Here is a 19,632-nt window from a genome sequence, read left to right as displayed (position 1 = left end):
AAATAGCGAGGATTCGCTCTTGCCTGAACCGGGCAAAGCCTGCCTTGAAATGAAAGTGAGCTTGTCCAACGTTACGGTTTGGATAAGGATATTTGTCGAGACAAAAACGAGATTAATATGTCACATAAAGTTATTTTTGATACAGACCCAGGTGTCGATGATGCCATGGCTTTGTATTTTGCCTTAGCGCATCCGGCGATCGACGTCGTTGGTATCACGACCACTTTTGGCAATGTGAAAGTGCCACAGGCGACCGCAAACGCGCTGTATTTGACCCGTCTCGCCGGATTTGATATTCCGGTTGCGGAAGGGGGCGCATTGCCTCTAATGAAGACGCCGGGTACGCCGCCAGGCTTTATTCATGGTGATGATGGCTTAGGCAACTTACCCTCACGTTTGGCAATCAACGCAACTCCTTTAGCGATCTCTGCCGCAGAGTACATCGTTCAAATGGCGCGTGGCTATCCCGGCGAAATCAGCATCGTTGCAGTTGGTCCATTGATCAATTTAGCACTTGCACTGAAGCTCGAACCTACACTGCCGCAATTGATTAAAGAAGTCGTCTTAATGGCGGGCACGATCATTGAACCAGGTAACGTATCGCCTGTTGCAGAAGCAAATGTTTGGAATGATCCGCATGCGGCAGATTGGGTATTCACAGCAGGCTGGAAACTGGCGATGGTCGGACTCGATGTGACCCATCGTGTTGTTATGCCTTCGATCTATTTTGAAAAACTCGCACAACATCACCAGCACCATCCTGCGTTAGCAACACTCTTGCACGCAGTGAATTTCTACAGCGACTTTCATGAGAAAGCGCGTCCAGAGTTGGGACATGCTTGTTACGGGCACGATATTTTGGCGTTCGTCTATTTGGTCGCTCCAGAATTGTTTGAGACCCAAGTTGGCACGGTTCGCGTGCAGCTCGAAGGAATGGGTAATGGTCAGACTATGCTCGATCGTCTTGGTCATCTCGTTTATGCAGAACCGGGTTGGGAACCGAATCGTCCTGTGACAACAGTTTGTATGCAAGTTGACGCGGGTCAGTGTGTGCAGTTGATTGAGCAAGTCTTGGAAACAAGTTGGTTGCGTACACCGCTGTTGGCTTAGCTCAATAATGTCCCGCGAGATTTGCGCTTTAATTCCAGTTGATGTGACTGTATCTAGTGTCACAGAGTATCTGTACTAAAGCCTTATTCTCACTGGCTTTGGTGAAAATTTTATGAATAGTTCGAGGAGTGCAACATGCTGATAACACCCGTTGATTTTACTAGCCCCACTGCGGCAAAAGACTTTGCAGAAAGTTTGCACAATACCGGTTTTGGCGTATTGACGAATCACCCTTTATCACAAGCTTTGTTGAACTCTGTGTATGCAGAGTGGTATGGTTTTTTTCAATCTGAGGCGAAACATCAATATGCGTATGATCCGCAGAAATATGATGGTTATTTTTCACCTACAGTTTCGGAAACTGCGAAGGGTTACACCAAGCGAGATCTGAAAGAGTTTTATCATATCTACCCTTGGGGGCGCTATCCAGCTGAGGTGTCTGACGCAGCGCGCCGCTATTACGCAGATGGCGCGAACCTCGCTGCGACACTGTTGCAATGGGTGGAGGAATACACGCCAGCAGAAGTCAAAGCAAAATACTCAATGCCCTTATCGCAAATGATCACGGGGAGCGAACAAACTTTACTACGTGTCTTACATTACCCACCATTGAGTGGTGATGAAGAACCAGGGGCAGTACGTGCTGCCGCGCATGGCGATATTAATTTGCTGACGATTTTGCCGGCAGCAACGGCGGCAGGTTTGCAAGTAGTTGGGAAGGATGGCGAGTGGCATGATGTACCGTGTGACTTTGGTATGTTGATTGTCAACATCGGCGATATGTTGTGCGAAGCGTCTGAGGGATACTACCCGTCGACGATTCATCGAGTCCTCAATCCGACTGGTGAGGAAGCAAAAAAATCTCGCGTTTCATTGCCATTGTTTTTGCACCCACGTCCAGAAGTGGTCTTATCCGCACGGCATACAGCCGGTTCGTATTTAACCGAGCGTTTGCATGAATTGCATTCTAAAAATTAAATTAAATAGTAAGTGATAAAGAAGAAAGTGCAATCGCTGTTGTATTCGAGCATTTACTCTAAAAGAAAAACGAGGCTGTCATCTTCTGGAAGTAAAAATGCGATGAAATCAGCTTATGTTACTTATTTATTTTCATGATTTTTTGTACGTACACATTTGCATAATCAATAGTGTAATGAAGTGAAATAGAGATTTTTATACGTTGGCCTCAGTTTTGAAATCGATTCGAAATCGATTGAAGCGAGCAATAAGTAAGATGCAAAGAAATTCAGATTCAATTTAAATCACATCAACGAGTAAGGAGTGTTACATGAAGCAAACAAGAAAACCATTGAGCCGTACCCCGATGCGCCTAACCATGTTAGCAGTTGCTTGCCAACTGACCTGTTTGGGTATGTCGAGCGCGTACGCGCAAAATAAAGAGTCAACCGAATCCAATGAAGTGATCAGCTCATCTCAAGTGACGATCACGGGTAAGAAAGTCGGTATGGGCTTGATGGTTCAAGAAAATACACCAAAAGCACGCAGTACCATTACAGCGGAAGAGTTGGCGAAACAACGTCCAACAGGTAACGCATACGAAGCTTTGGAATTGATGCCAGCGGTGAATAGTTATAACTACGACGCGACAGGTTTGTTCGGTGGTGGTTTGACATTGCGTGGTTTTAATAGTGACCAAATCGGTGCGACCATCAATGGTGTACCAGTGAATGATTCCGGTAGTTTCTCGGTCTACCCACAAGAATATGTGGATCAAGAAAACACATGTACCCAATTTGTGACGCAAGGTTCAACCGACGTTGATTCTCCACAAATCGGTGCAACTGGTGGTAACTTCGGTATCACGACTTGCGATCCTTCAAAAACTTCTCGTTTGCGTATCGCGCAAACATTGGGTCAATTGAATCTGTCAAAAACGTATGTACGTTATGACACAGGCACGATCGAGGGTTTGAAAACGCGCTTCTTTATTTCTGGATCGCACGCACAGTCCGATAAATGGAAAGGTAAAGGCGGTGCAAATCGCGACCATATCGACGCTGGCTTCCGTACTGATTTTGATAAATTCAACTACATTAGCGGTACTGTGTTGTACAACCGCGCAATCAATCAAAACATCAGTTCCTTTAGCTTAGCTGACTTGGCAAAGTTTGGTTATAACTATGATTACGCCACAACTTGGGTTGGTCACGCTGCAGCCTCACCAGGCAAAGCAGGTAGCGATACGAATTCGGCATTTGGCGATGCATACTATCAATTGACAAAAAATCCGTTCGAAAACGCCATCGCTTCCGTGACGGCGAAAATGCGTATTGGTGAGAATACCGACATCAAAGTCATTCCTTACTTTTGGTATGGCTATGGTACAGGTGGTAACCAACAAAAATTGCAATCCGAAGCAGGGTTCTTAAACAAAACGACAGGCAAAAATACAGCGGGAGTCGATTTGAATGGTGACGGCGACACCTTGGACCGCGTAATCGTTGCAAACAGTAGCGTGACACGCACAAATCGCCCTGGTGTGACAGCATCTGTTACCCATACTATGGGTGATCATCAGTTGTTGGCTGGTTTCTGGTACGAACGCGCGACACACGACCAATTCGGCCCTATGGTTGCAGTGGATGCCAACGGCAATGCAAATGACATCTGGTTGAAGGAAGGACGTATCTTGCGTCCTGACGGTACACCGTTCCAATCCCGTGATTGGAGAACGATCAGTACTTCTAGCCAAATTTTCGCGCAAGACACAGTCAGTTTGATGAACGATAAATTGACGATCAATGTCGGCGTGCGCGCGCCAAACATGAAGCGTGACTTCACGAATAAGGCGAACGAAGGCACGAACTCTGGCGTCGATTACCATATCGAAAAAACCTACACCGAAGTATTGCCACAATTGGGCGCTCGCTACCAGATTGATAATAACAATCAGGTCTTCTTCAGCTTGGCGAAAAACATGAAGGCACCTCCAAACTTCGTGTATTCCACAACGAACAACGTTGTGTTGGTGAATAATCAACCGACAATGCCAGTGGATGTCAAAGCAGAAACGTCCATGAATATGGATTTGGGCTACCGTTTGCAAAGCGATAAATTGACTGCACAAGCGACTTTGTATTCTGTCGATTTCCGTGATCGTCAAGCGACCGCTTACGACCCAGTTGCGAATATCAGCAGTTTGACTAGCGTTGGTAAAGTGAAGACGTATGGTTGGGAATTGGAATTGGGTAACACGCCAGTGAACGGCTTCTCTTTCTATGGTTCTATCGGTTACGCGAACAGTGAAATCAAAAACGATTTGATCGTAAGCAAAACGGCGACACTGCCAACTGCTGGCAAGCAAATGACTTTAACGCCAGAATGGAAAGCAGGCTTGAGCGCAATGTATGAAACTGGTTCATTCTATGCACGTGCCAAAGTCAAATACACAGGCGAACAATGGGCAACGATGACCAATGATGAATTGGTTCCAAGCTATACCTTGGTTGGTTTGGATTTCGGTTATCAATTCCCGAATACGAGCTGGGTGAAAAAACCTACATTGCGTTTGAACATCAGCAATTTGACAAACCGTGAGTACCGCAATCCATCAAGCTTTAACATTACTAATGCGAAAGCGTATGGTACTGCTGCTGCGAAAACCGTGTTCTACTACATGGGTTCACCACGCTTTGCATCTGTGACATTGTCAGGCGATTTCTAATCCCTGTACTGTGCTCCGAGCTTGGATGCGATCGCACCTGTCTCTATTGCGTTGGCCTTAGGGACAAAACGATAGGATGTGTGATCGTTCCAAGTAGTTAAGTCGTTTCGGTCTGCAACTTCGGTTGCAGACCTTTTAATTTTGTCGAATGAAACTGGGAATTGTGAACTGTTCATTCGTCTTCGATTGTCTGAACACATGACACCCAATTTCTTCAAGTATCTCTCTTCCCCCACTCTAGCGCGTACGGGCTTGCTGACACTGTTGAGCCTGAGTCTGCTCTCTTGTGCGAATTACAGCACGCCAGTATCTTCACAGCCTTCGCCTGCTTCTCCGCTATCGAGCGAACAAAAGCCTATCGTGATTAACATGGTGGCGATCAATGATTTTCACGGGCATATAGAAAAAGAACAATTCAATTTGACGCGGGCCGGAATCGCGACACCACAAACAGTGACGGGTGGCGGGATCGAAGTCCTCGGCGCGTATTTACAGGCGTGGCGCCAACAAGATAAGGATTTATTGTTTGTAGGCGGCGGGGATTTAATCGGTGCTAGTCCAGGGATCTCTTCGCTTTTTGCGGATGAACCAACTTTAGAAGCACTGGGTCGTATGGGCTTGCGCGTCAGCGCTTTAGGTAACCATGAATTTGACCAAGGTGTGCAAGAGCTGAGGCGTCAAATGCAAGGTGGCTGCGATTCGCCGCGACCTGATAAAGCCTGTAAGTTTAATGGTGAATTTTCCGGCGCAAAATTTAAGTACATCGCTGCGAACGTGTTGGACAAAGCCAGCGGCAATCCTTACTTCGCCGCTTATCACATCGAGCACGTGAAAGGTGTGAAAATTGGCTTCATTGGCGCAGTGTTACGCGATACGCCGATGATGGTTGCTCGCGAAAATGTGAAGGAGTTGCGTTTCATCGATGAAGCAGAGGCAATTAATCAAGCCATACCCGCGCTGAAAGCACAAGGTGTGAGTGTTTTTATTGTCTTGATTCACGAAGGCGGTACGACCACAGAAGCATTTGATCAACCTGCGTGTACCCAACTCAAAGGCCCAATTGTTAACATCGTCAAGAGACTTGATCCGGCGATCAAATTAATCGTGAGTGGTCACAGCCATACCGGTTTTACTTGCCAAGTGGAGGGACGCTTAGTAACACAAGCCCAAATGTATGGGCATCTCCTTACTCGTTTCCGTTTGACCATTGATCCAATCCACCATCAAGTGCAAGAGATCTCAGCGGTCAATCTTCCCATGACGCCATCCACCGAGCCGATCCCGCAAGAAATGACGGGTTTGATTGAGAGAGCACGCGAACTGAGTCATGCGATTATTACACAGCCGATTGCGCGTTTGGCAGTTGCAACGCTTAGCAGAAAGATGAACGATGCTGGCGAATCACCGCTCGGTAATGTTGTCGCGGATGCTCAACTCGAAGCAGTCAAAAGCCTAGGAGCCGAGATAGCACTGATGAACAATAAAGGCATACGTGGTAATTTGGAAACCGTAGGTGGCAATATGAGCACCTATGGACAAACTTCTTCGGTACTACCTTTTGGAAACACCTTGGTTTTGATGAGCTTCACCGGCGCACAATTGCGAACACTGCTAGAAGAACAAATGTGGGTTGATGAGGAATCGCCAGATGGACGTAATGTTTTGCAGGTATCGGAAGGTCTTACCTACACTTGGGATAAACAACGACCGATCGGTCAGCGGGTGCTCCCAGAAACGTTGAAACTAAACGGTGTTGCGATTGATAATGCACGCACATATCGGATTGTCGCGAATAATTTTATTGCTGGTGGTGGTGATCGCATTCCTACCTTTTTGAAAGCGACCGATGTGATCGATACGGGAATTAAAGATCTTGACGTATTTATTCATTACGTCAAAGTGCGTGAAGCCGCAGGTACTCCAGTCGGTAGTTTGCAGGCGGCGGGCCGAGTCAAACGTATCAATTAAATGGAATAATGATTGCCGCTGAATGAACACGATTTGCCTGTTTATCGTTGGCGCGGATTGGTCGCTTGTTTGATTGCTTATTTGATCGATGATTTGATCGATGATTTGATCGATTAATTGATCAAATAAGTAGATCAAGGAAAGCCGACGAATTACGCGAACTTGTAGGGATGCGCAGTCAAGTAAGATTAAAAAATTGTTGAAAATTTTGAGAAAGCAAGTTTATGAATAAAATCAAATCATTCGTACTTTTGTGTGGCGCTGCCTTGAGTTTGAGTGTGGTTTCATTGCATGCTGTCGCATCGGGAGATGAAGGACATAAGACAGTTGGTGCAATCGCTGATCGACTGCTGAAAGGGACAAATGCCGGTGCTAAGGTTCAAGCCCTGTTGCAATCCGGTGAAAGCCTGCAATCGCTCTCGATTTGGGCAGATTGTGCGAAGGGCACATTCTGTGGCCCACAAACTTCCGAGATGGTCGCTTTCACAATTCAAAATCCAGCGCATGCTGCCTATCATTATACGAATACACCTGTGCAAAATACGGCATACATTGCTGGTGGAGTCGGCACGACCGATCATGATATCGTCCAAACCTTGAAGCAGGCGATTGCAGTATTGCAAGGCAAGGATACGGAAAGCAGTAATCCCCACCGATTTACTCCGCGTCAGGCGCTGTTGATGATTGCGCATTTGGTTGGCGATATTCACCAACCATTGCATGTCGGCGCTGCCTACATTAATAGTGAGAATCAATTTGTGACGCCGACCAGCAAGCAACAAGTTGACGGTGTGACGATCTTTGATTTGCAAGGTGGGAATAATTTGCTGATCGAGGATAAAGCGACATGGACCGCAAGGGATGTCGAATTGTTTAAACGTGATGAGGCGGCCGCGAAGGCAGCAGGCAGCGTCACAGAAACGGATAAGCCAAAGCGTATCGGAAAGCCACTGCATTTATATTGGGATGTCACCGTGGTAGAAAATGTGATGCGTAAGTTGGGTGTCCGCACCGTTGCAGATTTGACCGACAAGATGCTTGCGGCTCCGGTGCCAAATAGCCAGAACAGTGGCGATCCGATTACTTGGCCAGAGCAATGGGCGAATGAGGGACTGGTATCGGCAAAAGTCGCTTATTCTAATATTGTTGCAACCGAGAGAATTAAGGTCACAAGTCGCCGCGGTATCGAGTTTTCTTCGTGGTATACGACTTTGCCTAGCAACTATATCGAAACGAGTACAGAGATCACTCAGAAACAGTTGCAACTAGCAGGATATCGTCTTGCGGCACTTCTACAGAAAATTTGGCCCTAACTTGTGTTGTTAGATGGGCATGCTGTTAGATTGGAGCAGGGGATGAATAGAATGAGATCTCTTCGCTTTCCATAAAATACATTGAAAAGACGCAGAAAAAATAGAGGAAGAAAAAATGTTAAAAAAGAATCTGTTGCCCATTTCTTTTAGTGCTATTTCTTTTGCGTTGCTGTCGATGACCTGTACGCCCGTCGTTGCGCAAGATAGTCGTCAAACGATACAAAGCAATTTGCAAGCGACGCGGGATTACTATGCCCAATTAATTCAGGGCAGTCATTCGACGACCTCAGCCGCGCGCCCTCGATTGGCAGAGCTGACAATGCTAATGAATATGTTACCCAAAGGTGGTGACATTCATCACCATTACTCTGGCTCTGTGTATGCTGAACATTATTTGGATTGGGTAGCGCAACGAGGATTCTGCATTTATCGTGACAATGACGCAGTCAAAAAGCAAGAACGTTTGAAGATAGAGACTCGACCTGAACAGCTCGTTGAGACGAATAAGAATTGCTTGAAAGTTGATGCGATACGCAAAGATAATTTTCTTTATCGCGAATTGTTGATGGCGTGGTCGACTTTGGATTATGGCAACCATGTGCAACATCAAGTTCCGCCCGATCAGCATTTTTTTAATACTTTCGGATATTTTTCTGGTATTGCAAAGTACTCGACCAATCAAGGCCTGCAAATTTTAAAGCAGCAAGCCAAGGCAGAAAATCAACAGTATTTGGAAACGATGCTGAAGAGCGCGCCAGTCACGGACCATCCTGAATTATCTGCAAAAATCGATGCGTTGGGGAATGAGACAAATATAGAAACCTTGCATCAGGCGTGGGCACAATTTGCAGATTTTTTGCAAAATGATCCGCAGGCGCAGAAGCGAATTACAGACTATGTCAATGAAGCAAAGCAAGACGTGGCGGGAATTGATGACGATGAGTTTAGTTTGCGCATACAAAGCTATGTGTCGCGGAATAGTTCGCTTTCGCGAACTTTTTCTGGTTTGTTTGCTGCCTTTTCGGCGAGTCAAAATAATCCTCTGATTGTTGGTGTGAATATCGTTGGACCAGAGCATGGTCTTGTCGCCTTACGCGACTATCGCATGCACATGCAGATGTTTGCATTCTTGAAGCAACGCTTCCCCAAAGTGCGATTATCCTTACATGCGGGGGAGCTCAGTTTGGGCATGGTACAGCCAGAACATTTGCAACATCATATCCGCACCGCTGTACAAATCGCAGGAGCGGAACGGATTGGTCATGCTGTGGATCTCATCCACGAAGCAGCGCCAGATCAACTCCTTGCTGAAATCAAACAACGCGATGTTGCGCTAGAAATTAATTTGACTAGCAATGAATTTATATTGGGAATGAAGCCGGATGCCCATCCCGTTGCATTGTATTTACGGCATCAGGTTCCGTTCGTGATATCAAGTGATGACGCTGGCGTTTCGCGCAATAACTTAAGTCATGAGTATGTTTTGTTCGCGAGTCGTTATCAACCGAGCTATGACACACTGAAGGCAACGGTATTTAATAGTATTCGCTATTCTTTCCTCAGCGATGCCGATAAAACGAGACATATCCAAATGCTAACTCAGCGATTCCATCGCTTTGAGGCTGCGGCTGCAAAATTAGCGCTTAGCTTGAAACATACGAAGCAACCTTAATTGGGTTTTGCGGTCCTTATTGTGATTGTCCTTACCAATGATACTGGGCGATGGTCTGTTCTAGGTTGGCGATAAGGCGCTGCAGTTGTTCAAGTAAAAGGGGCGCTTGTGTCAGGTCGGAAGTGCGTTCCAACGCAATCGCCGACTGCTTTATTGATTCAGCATAAAAAACCCCAGCCATGCCTTTAATGGAATGGGCACCTTGTCGAATTGCCTGGAAGTCACCAGCAGCGATACCCGTCTGAATTGCCGTTAAATGTTTGTGTGCGTCGAGCGCGAAGAGACGACTTAATTCGTTGAACAACTCGCGATCATTGCCAATCATTTCTCGCATTTTATTCAAATCAGCAGAACCTTGGTACATGTTGTCGGGCGAGGCCGAAAGCGTGATCGTGGGTTGGACGTGATGGATTTTTTCAAGTTCGCGCCATAGTGCATCAACATCAATCGGTTTACTCAGATAGGCGTCCATACCATGTTGAAGGCAGGCTTCCTTACTTCCCTCAATTGCATGCGCCGTTAATGCGATGATCGGTGTATGCTGATGGCTGTGTTGCTCCAGTTGCCTTATTCTTTGACTGGCTTTATACCCATTCATGAGTGGCATATCGACATCCATTAAGATTGCGTCGTAATAGCCTTCTTGAAAATGTCTCACGGCTTCAGATCCGTTTTCCGCCAACTGTATCGTATGACCAAGTTTTTCTAAGAGTCGGATTGTCAAAGTTTGGTTCACTAAATTGTCTTCTGCCAGCAAGATGTGCAGAGGCTTCCGATTTTTCTTGAATCGCGATGTAGTTTGTAAGGATTGATGCGAGGCTGACGCCTGATTCGTCGTAAGAATCGCAGCATACAATTCACTGCGTGAGATTGGCTTCAGCAAATGGTTTTTGATACCCAATTTATCGAGGTCGCCAATATGGGTTTGTTGCTTTTCCGAGGTGATCAGCATGATGCTCTGTTTGATCCTTGCGGAAAATGCTTGCATGCTTTCAGCAAGTTGAAAGCCATCCATGATGGGCATTTGTGCGTCGATAAGGACGCAGTCAAAACAACTTGCTTGTGAGGCGGAGCGCTGCAGTAGCTGTAACGCCTCATTTGCACTGGAGACGACGGTGGTGCGTACATCCCATTCTTGAAGTTGACGCGTTAATAAATCGCGACTTCGGAGATGATCATCGATGATCAATATGTGCTGTCCGCGTAGTTGCGTTAATTCGAGTGGGGCGGTGTTGTCTTGGCTTGGATCGAAATGAAAGGGAATCGTAAAGTAGAATCGACTGCCTCGTTTCAGCTCGCTATCGAGCCCGATTTCTCCACCCATTAGTTTAACTAGCTGCGCGGAAATACTTAGGCCTAGGCCAGTCCCGCCATACTGTCTTGTCGTCGAAGTATCCGCTTGCGAAAACGCTTTAAAAATCAAATCAAATTTTTCGCGGGCGATGCCTATCCCGGTGTCTTGCACTTCAAAATAAATTTGTACCTTCTCACCATCAGTAGGCGGAGCGAGGCGGACGCTTAAAACAACTTCACCCGTCTCCGTAAATTTGATCGCGTTGCCAACCAAGTTGGTAATAACCTGTTTGAGACGACCAGGATCGCCGATCACATACTGCGGGACATCGGCGGCAATATCGAGCAACAACTCAAGTTTTGCTTGCTCGATTCGCGTACTGAGTGTTTTTAATGTGGTGCTCAATAAACTTTCTAGGGAAAAGCTTACCTTGTCGATTTCCATTTTTCCTGCTTCGATCTTGGAGAAATCTAAAATGTCGTTCACGATTTGCAAAAGTGAAACCGCTGAAACTTTGACGAGGTTGATATATTCCCGCTGTTCCGTGTTTAAATCGGTATCGAGCGCCAACTCGGTCATCCCAATAATGCCATTCATCGGCGTACGAATTTCATGGCTCATATTCGCTAAAAAATCGCTCTTGACTCGATTCGCCGTTTCCGCAGCTTCTTTGGCTTGCAGAATCAATTGTTGTGCGTTTTTACTTTCGGTGATATCCGTGCGAATCGCGATGAATTGATGCGGCTTGCCTTGCGCATCGAGCAGAGGGACAATCGTTGCGGATACCCAGTACAAAGCACCGCCGCGTTTCCGATTGCAGATTTCGCCGCGCCAGACTTTACCCGCACAGATGGTGTCCCACATCTGGACGAAAAAATCGCTTGAATGGAAGCCAGACTGAATGATGCGGTGATTTTTTCCGATCAATTCCTCTTGGCTATATTCAGTAATCTCACAAAATTTGTCGTTGGCATAGATAATCTTACCGTCGAGGTCGGTGATACTGACGATTGCATGTTGATCGAGCGCGAATTTCTGGTCATCCAATGCGCGTCGCGTCGCTTCGCGTTCGCGCACCAAGTAGGCGGTTTTGTTAAACATATCGACCAACTTTTGGATCTCGCTTGGCTCGTGGCGCGTATCGAGTTCCACCACACTGCTGCCAGGGGTGCCAAGTGTTTCGAGCATGCCTCGCAGGCGTTCTAGGCCTCCGAGCCAGCGTTGCAAAGGAAAACGGACGATGACCAAGCCACCCAAAAGGCTGAATATCGCAACGCTAATCACTAGTAAAGAGAGCGACCATAGATCTTGCGCTACCGTAAAAGTATCAAAGCGTAAGCGTAAGACGCCATAGTCTTTGCCACCGACGGTGATCGTACGATTGACATCATGTAGCCGCGCATTCACCCAATTCACAATGAAAAGCGGTGGAGGAGGATTCGACGTATTCGTCCGTTTAACATCGACGACCCCACCTGCGAGATCGATAAATGCAGCGGACGCAAAGACCGAGCCTTGGACGCCTTTGTCCAAAGTCTTACGTACCGTGTCGTAGTCACCAATAATGACACTATCTTGTACTGCTTGGGCGACGACTTCGACCACCATGACCGAGGCTTCTTCGGACTGTTCAATTTGCAATTGGAAATGAAAGCGCAAAAACAGAAAGAGCCCGGCGCTGACAAAGAAGAGGAGGCTGATGCTATAAAGTGCAAAGACGCGATTCGTCAATGAAGAAGGTAGTAGACGACGAAGGAATGCGAGTGCAGTGCGCATAAGCGAATTCGGTGAACCTAACGTAAATTGGGAGGGGCAGTTTGGTAAAATTTTCTATAGCTTGCGTATTCGGTGCCGGTACTAGCGACGAACTGGCTGCCAGGTGGTAATTTCACCAATTCGGATGCATGCGCTAAAATTGTTTTCCCCACGGGATCTTTGAGCATCTCGGTGAATGCTTTGCTGATAGCGAGTAAGTCTTTCTTGGGTACATTTTTCGATGCCATGAGCGCAAGATCGTGCAGCGGGTCGGATTGCCATACTATCCGAATTGCTTTGCCTTCTCGTTGTACCCACCCCTCGGTGAGTTGAGAATTGGCGCCCACCGCTTTCACTTTTCCACTGAGTAATTGGGCAAATGCACCATCCATATTCCCGCCAAAAACGACTTGCACCGGAATTTGCCGTTGCAATAACTGGGCATAAGCAAATTTGTAGGCGACCAATGCCTCTGGCCCAGGAAAGGCAACCGGAAGATCTTTGAGTTGTTCGAGTTTTTGAATCGGCGAATCGGCCAATACAACAATTTGGCTGTGAATAGGTGGTGTTGCTCGACGTCCAAATACCTTCCAACCCAGTGCTTCGCGTTCAGGGCTAAACAAATGATTAGAAAATACGAAGTCAACTTCATTTGCCAAGACATAGGCAGTCGTGTCTGCCGAAGTGCGGCCAACTTTAAGTTCTAATTTGACGCCGGCTTTTTGCGAAACATAGTCAATGATAGGATTCCAGTAACGTGCCGTCAGTTCTAAACCGTACTGATTGACAGGTGAAAAACGATAGACGGACGATGCTTGTGTCGGATTGGTGTTCTGCGCGTGGCAGAATGCCGTGCCAATGAAGGCGACGACACCGATGATCCATTGACTCCAAAACGGACGGCGCTTGAATGAACTGGGTGCGTTGGATGTGCCGTTTGCAATAGTCGGACTTGCCATAGGTGATCTTCAGAGTGAAAGATTGACGGAAATAGACAGCGACGTGCGAGCGTATTGGATTCACTCCGTCGATACATATTGTCCGCAGCTTCTATCACTATAGCAACTTCGGCCGCGACAAATTGAAAATTGACGAAATTTAGCAAATTGTCGAAACGACAAACGCCGCGTGGCGCACGGATATCAATCCCTGCAAGATGAAAGTCACGGCCGTTTTCAGACTAAATAATGTTGGGGGAGACAAGCAAAATGTGAGTGAACTTGCGGGGTCTGGGCAAGTTCGAGTGCGAAGCGTAGGTGATCGAATGGGATGCTTAAAGCAAATCCTGTTTAACTTGCGCAGCAATACTCTGCCACTCGGTGTCGGTGAACAGCCGTGCCCGTGTATGAAATGCTTTTCCGCTTGCACCTTCCAAGGAGAACGTGCCGCCATGGCCTTCGATCACGTCAAGGATAAGCTGGGTGTGCTTCCAATACTCGTATTGTTGTTTGCCAATGTAAAAAGGCACGCCATCGATCACGCCGAGTTGAATATCGTATGCGCCAATGGTGAGATCTGTCGGTAAATAACAGTTTGCGGCACTGTTGTCGCAGCACCCGCCAGATTGATGAAATAGTATTTCGCCATACATGGCTTTCAGTTCCGCGATTAACTCGCGTGCTGCAGGGGTGGCGATGACACGTTCCGTCATAATGGTTTCCACTCAATATGGGGTCGAATTGGGGCTGGGTCTATGCGGAGAATGGTTCAGATTTATTGGCATAGACGGTAATACTCAAGCGGGCATCAAATGTGCATCAAATGGGTATTAAATGGGCGAGATGCTTCTTTGCACCTCGCCCGTTCTATCGCGCGAAAACAGACGTGCTTAGAAGAAGCCTAGCTTATTTTCACTGTAGCTGACTAAAAGATTCTTGGTTTGTTGGTAGTGATTCAGCATCATTTTGTGATTTTCACGGCCCAAACCTGATTCTTTGTAACCGCCAAACGCAGCGTGAGCTGGATACGCGTGGTAACAATTCGTCCATACACGACCGGCTTTAATTGCTCGACCCATGCGATAGGCGACATTGCCATTGCGACTCCAAACACCCGCGCCCAAGCCATATAAGGTGTCATTAGCGATCGCGAGCGCTTCTGCTTCATCTTTGAACGTGGTAATTGCTAGGACGGGTCCAAAAATCTCTTCTTGAAAAATCCGCATTTTATTGTGCCCTTTAAATAACGTCGGTTGCACATAGTAGCCACCTTCCAAATCACCACCGAGATGCGCTTGGCCGCCGCCGGCTAAGACTTCCGCTCCCTCTTGTTTGCCGAGATCGAGATAAGACAAGATTTTGGTTAATTGCTCTTTTGATGCTTGCGCACCCATCATGGTGTTGGTATCCAAAGGATTCGCATGCGTGATTGCAGCCACGCGTTGCAATACTCGTTCCATGAATTTGTCATAGATACTTTCTTGGATAAGAGCGCGAGATGGGCAAGTACAAACTTCACCTTGATTGAACGCAAAAAGCACGAGGCCTTCAATTGCTTTGTCGAGGAAAGCATCAGCCGCATCCATCACATCGGCGAAGAAAATATTCGGGGATTTTCCACCCAGTTCTAAGGTTGCAGGAATCAGATTATTCGCTGCAGCTTGGGCAATCACGCGACCTGTCGAAGTTGAACCTGTGAAGGCGATTTTCGCAATCCGTTTGCTGTTCGCCAAAGGCATGCCTGCTTCGCGACCATAGCCGTTGACGATATTCACAACGCCAGGTGGCAATAAATCGGCAATCAGTTCGATCAAAATTAATAGCGAAATCGGTGTCGATTCTGCAGGTTTCAAGACGACGCAATTGCCCGCACCCAATGCTGGTGCGAGTTTCCATGCAGCCATGAGAATAGGGAAATTCCAAGGAATAATTTGGCCGACCACACCGAGTGGTTCGTGGAAGTGATACGCGACGGTTGTTTCATCCAGCTCCGACAAACCACCTTCTTGTGCGCGTATGCAACCCGCGAAATAACGGAAATGATCGACAGTAAGAGGGATGTCTGCATTCAAGGTTTCGCGAATTGCTTTGCCATTGTCAACGGTTTCTGCATAGGCGAGCACTTCGAGATTCGCTTCGATGCGGTCGGCAATTTTGTTAAGTAGATTCGCTCTTTCAGTTGGAGACGTTTTTCCCCAAGCATCGGCTGCCGCATGCGCTGCATCGAGTGCGAGTTCAATGTCTTCGGCGCCAGAGCGCGCTGCTTGGGTATAAATTTTGCCGCTAATTGGCGTAATCACATCAAAGTACTGCCCTTTGACTGGTGGAACCCATTTGCCGCCGATGAAATTATTGTATTGTGCTTTGTATTGAATTTTGGCGCCTTCTGCGCCTGGTGCTTGATAGATCAAGTTAGTCTCCTTTTTTGAGTGGCTGTCCACGAACTATGGACTCTGCAACGTTTTTCTTTGAACGTGACGTTGTCGTTTATCTCTATTGCAAATGGCGTGCCAATTTCTTGTGGGAGACCCGATGCGCGGTGATCATTTTATTTGTTGCATTGCAACCTTCTATGAAGACGCAACAAAAGGTTCAAGGATTCGAAAAGTCTTCGATTATTTTTATTGTGTTTGTCGAGGCTAATCTTTATTTCTCCTGTCGCTAATTCGGACACTTTCTCAACTTGCACTGTCACAGGTGTCACATTTTGTGACAGTTGCTATTCACTATTCTAATTTGCGTCTGAAATTCTCTTGTGCCTCAGGTGGTTGGAATGTCCAACTAGGGCAATCTGCGCTACACTCAACACCTATAACGATCCGCGCAATGAACAATATGCAAATACCGCGCGGCAGGAGACCTGTATGCGTCAACACGCCATTCTTCCCGCACCCCATTTGAAGCAAGCGCGTCTACAATTGCTCGAACAGGGAATTTGTCCGCAAGCTGATATTGATTTGCGCGTAGCACAATCGTGGCAACGCAGTTATTCAGCCGGATTGTCACCCTTAGGCGTGAATCCTTGTGATGACAATTTGAATGCGGCGCATTTGCGCCAAGCACGCGAACTGAATCATGATTTGATCAGTCACTCTGAGCCTGTCATCGAGTATTTATTTGAACAGGTAAAACATAGCCATAGCATGGTGATCCTTGCGGATGCACAAGGTGTCTTGATGCATACTTTAGGCGATTTAGATTTTCTCAGTAAAGCAGATCGTGTCGCATTGAAATGCGGCGCGTCATGGGCGGAGCACCACCGCGGTACTAATGCAATTGGAACAGCACTCGCTGCTTCGAGTGAAATTGAAATCAATGGTGCTGAACACTATTTGGAGCCGAATGAATTTTTGACTTGTGCTGCTTCACCGATTTTGTCCGCTCAAGGGCAGTTGATGGGTATTCTCGATATTTCAGGGGACCATCGTAGTCGCCATCCGCATACCCTAGGACTAGTCTCGACCGCGGCACAAATGATAGAAAATAGTATGGTGATGAGTGCGTGTCGGCAGCATGTACTTGTACAAATTCATCCGCGAGCGGAGGGAATTGGTTCTGTCGCGCAAGGCCTATTGGCGTTTTCGGAAGAGGGTTGCTTAGTCGGTGCCAATCGGAAAGCCTTGCTGCTATTGAATTTGCAGTATGGTGATCTAGGTGTGTGTTCTTGGTCGCACATATTTGAGCAACATTGGCAAAAATTGTTGTCGAATCAGCGCGGAGTGAAATTGCAGGCGGATCGAGTCTATACCCGATCTGGCGCTGCGCTATTTGCGATGATCCATCCGCAGAGTCGCCAAGTGCGGCAAATGATTTACTCTGGCGTTCCGAATTCGGCTGCGCATTATTCCCCGCCGCCTGTCGTCGAAGAAGGTTCCCAGACGCCCGCCGATCAAATGTGGCAGGGTATGGCGGAAAAGGCGCGGAAGGTCATTGATAAACAGATCCCATTATTAATCACAGGCGAATCCGGTGTCGGGAAAGAAGTCTTCGCGCAAACCATTCATCGTCGATCCGCGCGCAAAGCGGCCGCTTTTGTGGCGGTCAATTGTGCGGCAATCCCAGAGCATCTGATTGAAGCAGAATTGTTTGGATATGTGGCGGGCGCTTTCACTGGTGCTTCAAAGAACGGCGCGATGGGTAAGTTGCGTGAAGCCCATGGAGGCACTTTATTTCTCGATGAAATTGGTGATATGCCCTTGCCGCTGCAAACCAGATTATTACGTGTGCTGCAAGAGCGGCAGGTGACGCCATTAGGGAGTAGTCAGTCACTCACGGTCGATTTCAATTTAGTCTGTGCAACACATCAACATTTGAAATCGCGCGTCGCGCAAGGCTTGTTTCGAGAGGATTTGTTTTATCGCATCAACGGACTGAATGTGTGTTTGCCGCCTTTGCGCGAGCGTGCTGATTTTGACATATTGCTTGCGAATATTTTACGGGAAGTGTCACCGACAGCCGATATCTTGATCGCTGACGATGTATTACGTGCGATGAAGCGTTATCGCTGGCCAGGCAATTTGCGTCAGTTGAGTCATGTTTTGCGCGCTGCGGTCGCATTGTTGGATGAGGCTGAGACGCTGATTTCTTGGCAGCATTTAGGTGGCGATCTTGTGCAAGAACTAGGCGGTAATGTGGATGCATCAATGCGCGCTGAATTCGTTGTCCCGCGTAAGCCTGGCGTGTCAGGTGTGCCCGATTCAGATAATTTACACTTGCACTCTATGCACTTGATTCAACAAGCCTTACACAATGCGAATGGTAATGTCTCCGCTGCCGCACGGAATCTAGGTATCAGTCGGCAGACGCTGTATCGTAAATTGCAAATGAATGAGAGTTAGGGTGTGGAGATGCAAAGGGCGGCTCAAAACCCGTGATCGACTGAGCCCTTGATAGTCTTGAATGACAGTTGAATCATTGCGACAAAAATAGATAAAAAATTCAGTCACTGTGAGGCCGTGGTCGTCGAAGTTTGAGCCGTTTTTTGAAATTTGAATCGGCTTAGTTTAAATGGGTAATAAAGTCGGCGAGCGGCCTTGTATGATGTCTTCGGCTCGAATGTGGACTGCTGCTTTCGATTCAGGATGAGTCAGGATATAAAATTGATTATTTTTCACGCCATCCATCACATCTTGGGCGACTTTTTCTGGCGCGATACCCGAAGCAACAGCCTGCATCACAGCTGCGCCTGTTTTTTGTGTGACTTTTCCTAAGCTCTCAATTTGACTACGGTCTGCCGGATCACGTTGTCGCTCTGAATCTGCGATTCGTGTTTTCACCCAACTTGGGCATAGAACGGAAACCCCAATGGAAGATTTACGTAAGCTCAAGTCGTGATACAAGCCTTCGCTCAAGGCAACCACCCCAAATTTGCTGACGTTATAAGCCGCCAACGCCGGTTCAGCAATCAGGCCCGCGAGTGAGGCCGTATTGACGATATGGCCGGGCTGATTTGCTGCCAACATGCGCGGTACAAAGATACGTAATGCATGACTTACGCCGTACAGATTGATGCCCATAATCCATTCCCAATCTTTGGCGGTGGTTTCCCATGAAGACTTGGCGAAAGCCACCCCAGCATTGTTGATTAAGAGATGGACAGCACCGAATTGGGAATACGCTGTATCGGCAAGCTGTTGAATTTGGTCTTCTTTTGAGACGTCAATTGTGAGTCCTATCACTTCGGTTCCAGCAGCGCGTATTTGTTGGACGGTTTGATCTAAGATGGTGGCATTGATGTCTGCTAAAACTAAGTGCATGCCTTCGACCGCAGCGGCGAAAGCGATTGCTTTACCGATTCCCTCTGCCGCGCCGGTGATGACGGCTACCTTTCCTTTTAATTCTTGCATTCAGTACACTCCCTAAGTGATTCAAGTGGATATTTTGTTTACTTCAAATTG

12 protein-coding genes are annotated in these 19,632 nt (G+C 47.2%); 7 read left to right on the top strand and 5 right to left on the bottom strand.

The window, feature by feature from the left end:
* Positions 1-117 precede the first annotated feature (117 nt).
* The 6 genes from KDM90_RS07430 to KDM90_RS07405 all read left to right on the top strand — a co-directional run bounded on the left by KDM90_RS07430 (position 118) and on the right by KDM90_RS07405 (position 9,748).
* Positions 118-1,110 (top strand): nucleoside hydrolase, encoded by a 993-nt coding sequence (locus KDM90_RS07430; protein ID WP_212674937.1) that lies wholly within the window; start codon positions 118-120, stop codon positions 1,108-1,110.
* Between the two features lie 135 nt (positions 1,111-1,245).
* Positions 1,246-2,088: a 2OG-Fe(II) oxygenase family protein gene (locus KDM90_RS07425; protein ID WP_212674936.1), complete on the top strand. Its 843-nt coding sequence runs from the start codon at positions 1,246-1,248 to the stop codon at positions 2,086-2,088.
* A 310-nt stretch (positions 2,089-2,398) separates the two neighbouring features.
* A complete protein-coding gene (locus KDM90_RS07420; RefSeq protein ID WP_212674935.1) occupies positions 2,399-4,795 on the top strand; it encodes a TonB-dependent receptor in 2,397 nt (798 codons plus the stop codon).
* A 198-nt stretch (positions 4,796-4,993) separates the two neighbouring features.
* Positions 4,994-6,763 (top strand): bifunctional metallophosphatase/5'-nucleotidase, encoded by a 1,770-nt coding sequence (locus KDM90_RS07415; RefSeq protein ID WP_230409659.1) that lies wholly within the window; start codon positions 4,994-4,996, stop codon positions 6,761-6,763.
* A gap of 224 nt (positions 6,764-6,987) precedes the next feature.
* Entirely contained in the window at positions 6,988-8,076 is a 1,089-nt protein-coding gene (locus KDM90_RS07410; RefSeq protein WP_212674934.1) for a S1/P1 nuclease, read from the top strand.
* 115 nt (positions 8,077-8,191) lie between these two features.
* Positions 8,192-9,748: an amidohydrolase family protein gene (locus tag KDM90_RS07405; protein ID WP_212674933.1), complete on the top strand. Its 1,557-nt coding sequence runs from the start codon at positions 8,192-8,194 to the stop codon at positions 9,746-9,748.
* Positions 9,749-9,779: 31 nt separating this feature from the next.
* Here KDM90_RS07405 and KDM90_RS07400 read toward each other — a convergent pair whose 3' ends face one another.
* From KDM90_RS07400 to exaC, 4 genes are all read right to left on the bottom strand, one after another.
* The gene (locus KDM90_RS07400) at positions 9,780-12,818 is read right to left on the bottom strand and encodes a hybrid sensor histidine kinase/response regulator (protein ID WP_212674932.1); all 3,039 of its coding nucleotides are present in this window, start codon (positions 12,816-12,818) and stop codon (positions 9,780-9,782) included.
* 17 nt (positions 12,819-12,835) lie between these two features.
* Positions 12,836-13,756, bottom strand: coding sequence for a phosphate/phosphite/phosphonate ABC transporter substrate-binding protein (locus KDM90_RS07395; RefSeq protein ID WP_212674931.1), 921 nt, complete (start codon positions 13,754-13,756; stop codon positions 12,836-12,838).
* A gap of 314 nt (positions 13,757-14,070) precedes the next feature.
* Complete coding sequence (locus KDM90_RS07390; RefSeq protein ID WP_212674930.1) at positions 14,071-14,448, bottom strand: DUF779 domain-containing protein; 378 nt, start codon at positions 14,446-14,448, stop codon at positions 14,071-14,073.
* A 177-nt stretch (positions 14,449-14,625) separates the two neighbouring features.
* Positions 14,626-16,146, bottom strand: coding sequence for an acetaldehyde dehydrogenase ExaC (gene exaC / locus KDM90_RS07385; RefSeq protein WP_212674929.1), 1,521 nt, complete (start codon positions 16,144-16,146; stop codon positions 14,626-14,628).
* 453 nt (positions 16,147-16,599) lie between these two features.
* Here exaC and KDM90_RS07380 point away from each other — a divergent pair, with 453 nt between their 5' ends.
* Entirely contained in the window at positions 16,600-18,573 is a 1,974-nt protein-coding gene (locus tag KDM90_RS07380) for a sigma-54-dependent Fis family transcriptional regulator (RefSeq protein WP_212674928.1), read from the top strand.
* A 165-nt stretch (positions 18,574-18,738) separates the two neighbouring features.
* Here the strand turns inward: KDM90_RS07380 and KDM90_RS07375 are convergent, their stop codons facing one another.
* Positions 18,739-19,581: an SDR family NAD(P)-dependent oxidoreductase gene (locus KDM90_RS07375; RefSeq protein ID WP_212674927.1), complete on the bottom strand. Its 843-nt coding sequence runs from the start codon at positions 19,579-19,581 to the stop codon at positions 18,739-18,741.
* Positions 19,582-19,632: the final 51 nt, after the last annotated feature.

This window comes from Affinundibacterium fentianense (genome assembly GCF_018139545.1).
GTDB lineage: Bacteria > Pseudomonadota > Gammaproteobacteria > Burkholderiales > Burkholderiaceae_D > Undibacterium > Undibacterium fentianense.
Note: the sequence above shows the minus strand (reverse complement) of the source record. Positions and strands in the feature narration are given on the sequence as shown.

Coding starts and splice junctions, on each gene's coding strand:
- KDM90_RS07430 (WP_212674937.1), top strand. CDS start 118: ATGTCACATAAAGTTATTTTTGATACAGACCCAGGTGTCGATGATGCC.
- KDM90_RS07425 (WP_212674936.1), top strand. CDS start 1,246: ATGCTGATAACACCCGTTGATTTTACTAGCCCCACTGCGGCAAAAGAC.
- KDM90_RS07420 (WP_212674935.1), top strand. CDS start 2,399: ATGAAGCAAACAAGAAAACCATTGAGCCGTACCCCGATGCGCCTAACC.
- KDM90_RS07415 (WP_230409659.1), top strand. CDS start 4,994: ATGACACCCAATTTCTTCAAGTATCTCTCTTCCCCCACTCTAGCGCGT.
- KDM90_RS07410 (WP_212674934.1), top strand. CDS start 6,988: ATGAATAAAATCAAATCATTCGTACTTTTGTGTGGCGCTGCCTTGAGT.
- KDM90_RS07405 (WP_212674933.1), top strand. CDS start 8,192: ATGTTAAAAAAGAATCTGTTGCCCATTTCTTTTAGTGCTATTTCTTTT.
- KDM90_RS07400 (WP_212674932.1), bottom strand. CDS start 12,818: ATGCGCACTGCACTCGCATTCCTTCGTCGTCTACTACCTTCTTCATTG.
- KDM90_RS07395 (WP_212674931.1), bottom strand. CDS start 13,756: ATGGCAAGTCCGACTATTGCAAACGGCACATCCAACGCACCCAGTTCA.
- KDM90_RS07390 (WP_212674930.1), bottom strand. CDS start 14,448: ATGACGGAACGTGTCATCGCCACCCCTGCAGCACGCGAGTTAATCGCG.
- KDM90_RS07380 (WP_212674928.1), top strand. CDS start 16,600: ATGCGTCAACACGCCATTCTTCCCGCACCCCATTTGAAGCAAGCGCGT.
- KDM90_RS07375 (WP_212674927.1), bottom strand. CDS start 19,581: ATGCAAGAATTAAAAGGAAAGGTAGCCGTCATCACCGGCGCGGCAGAG.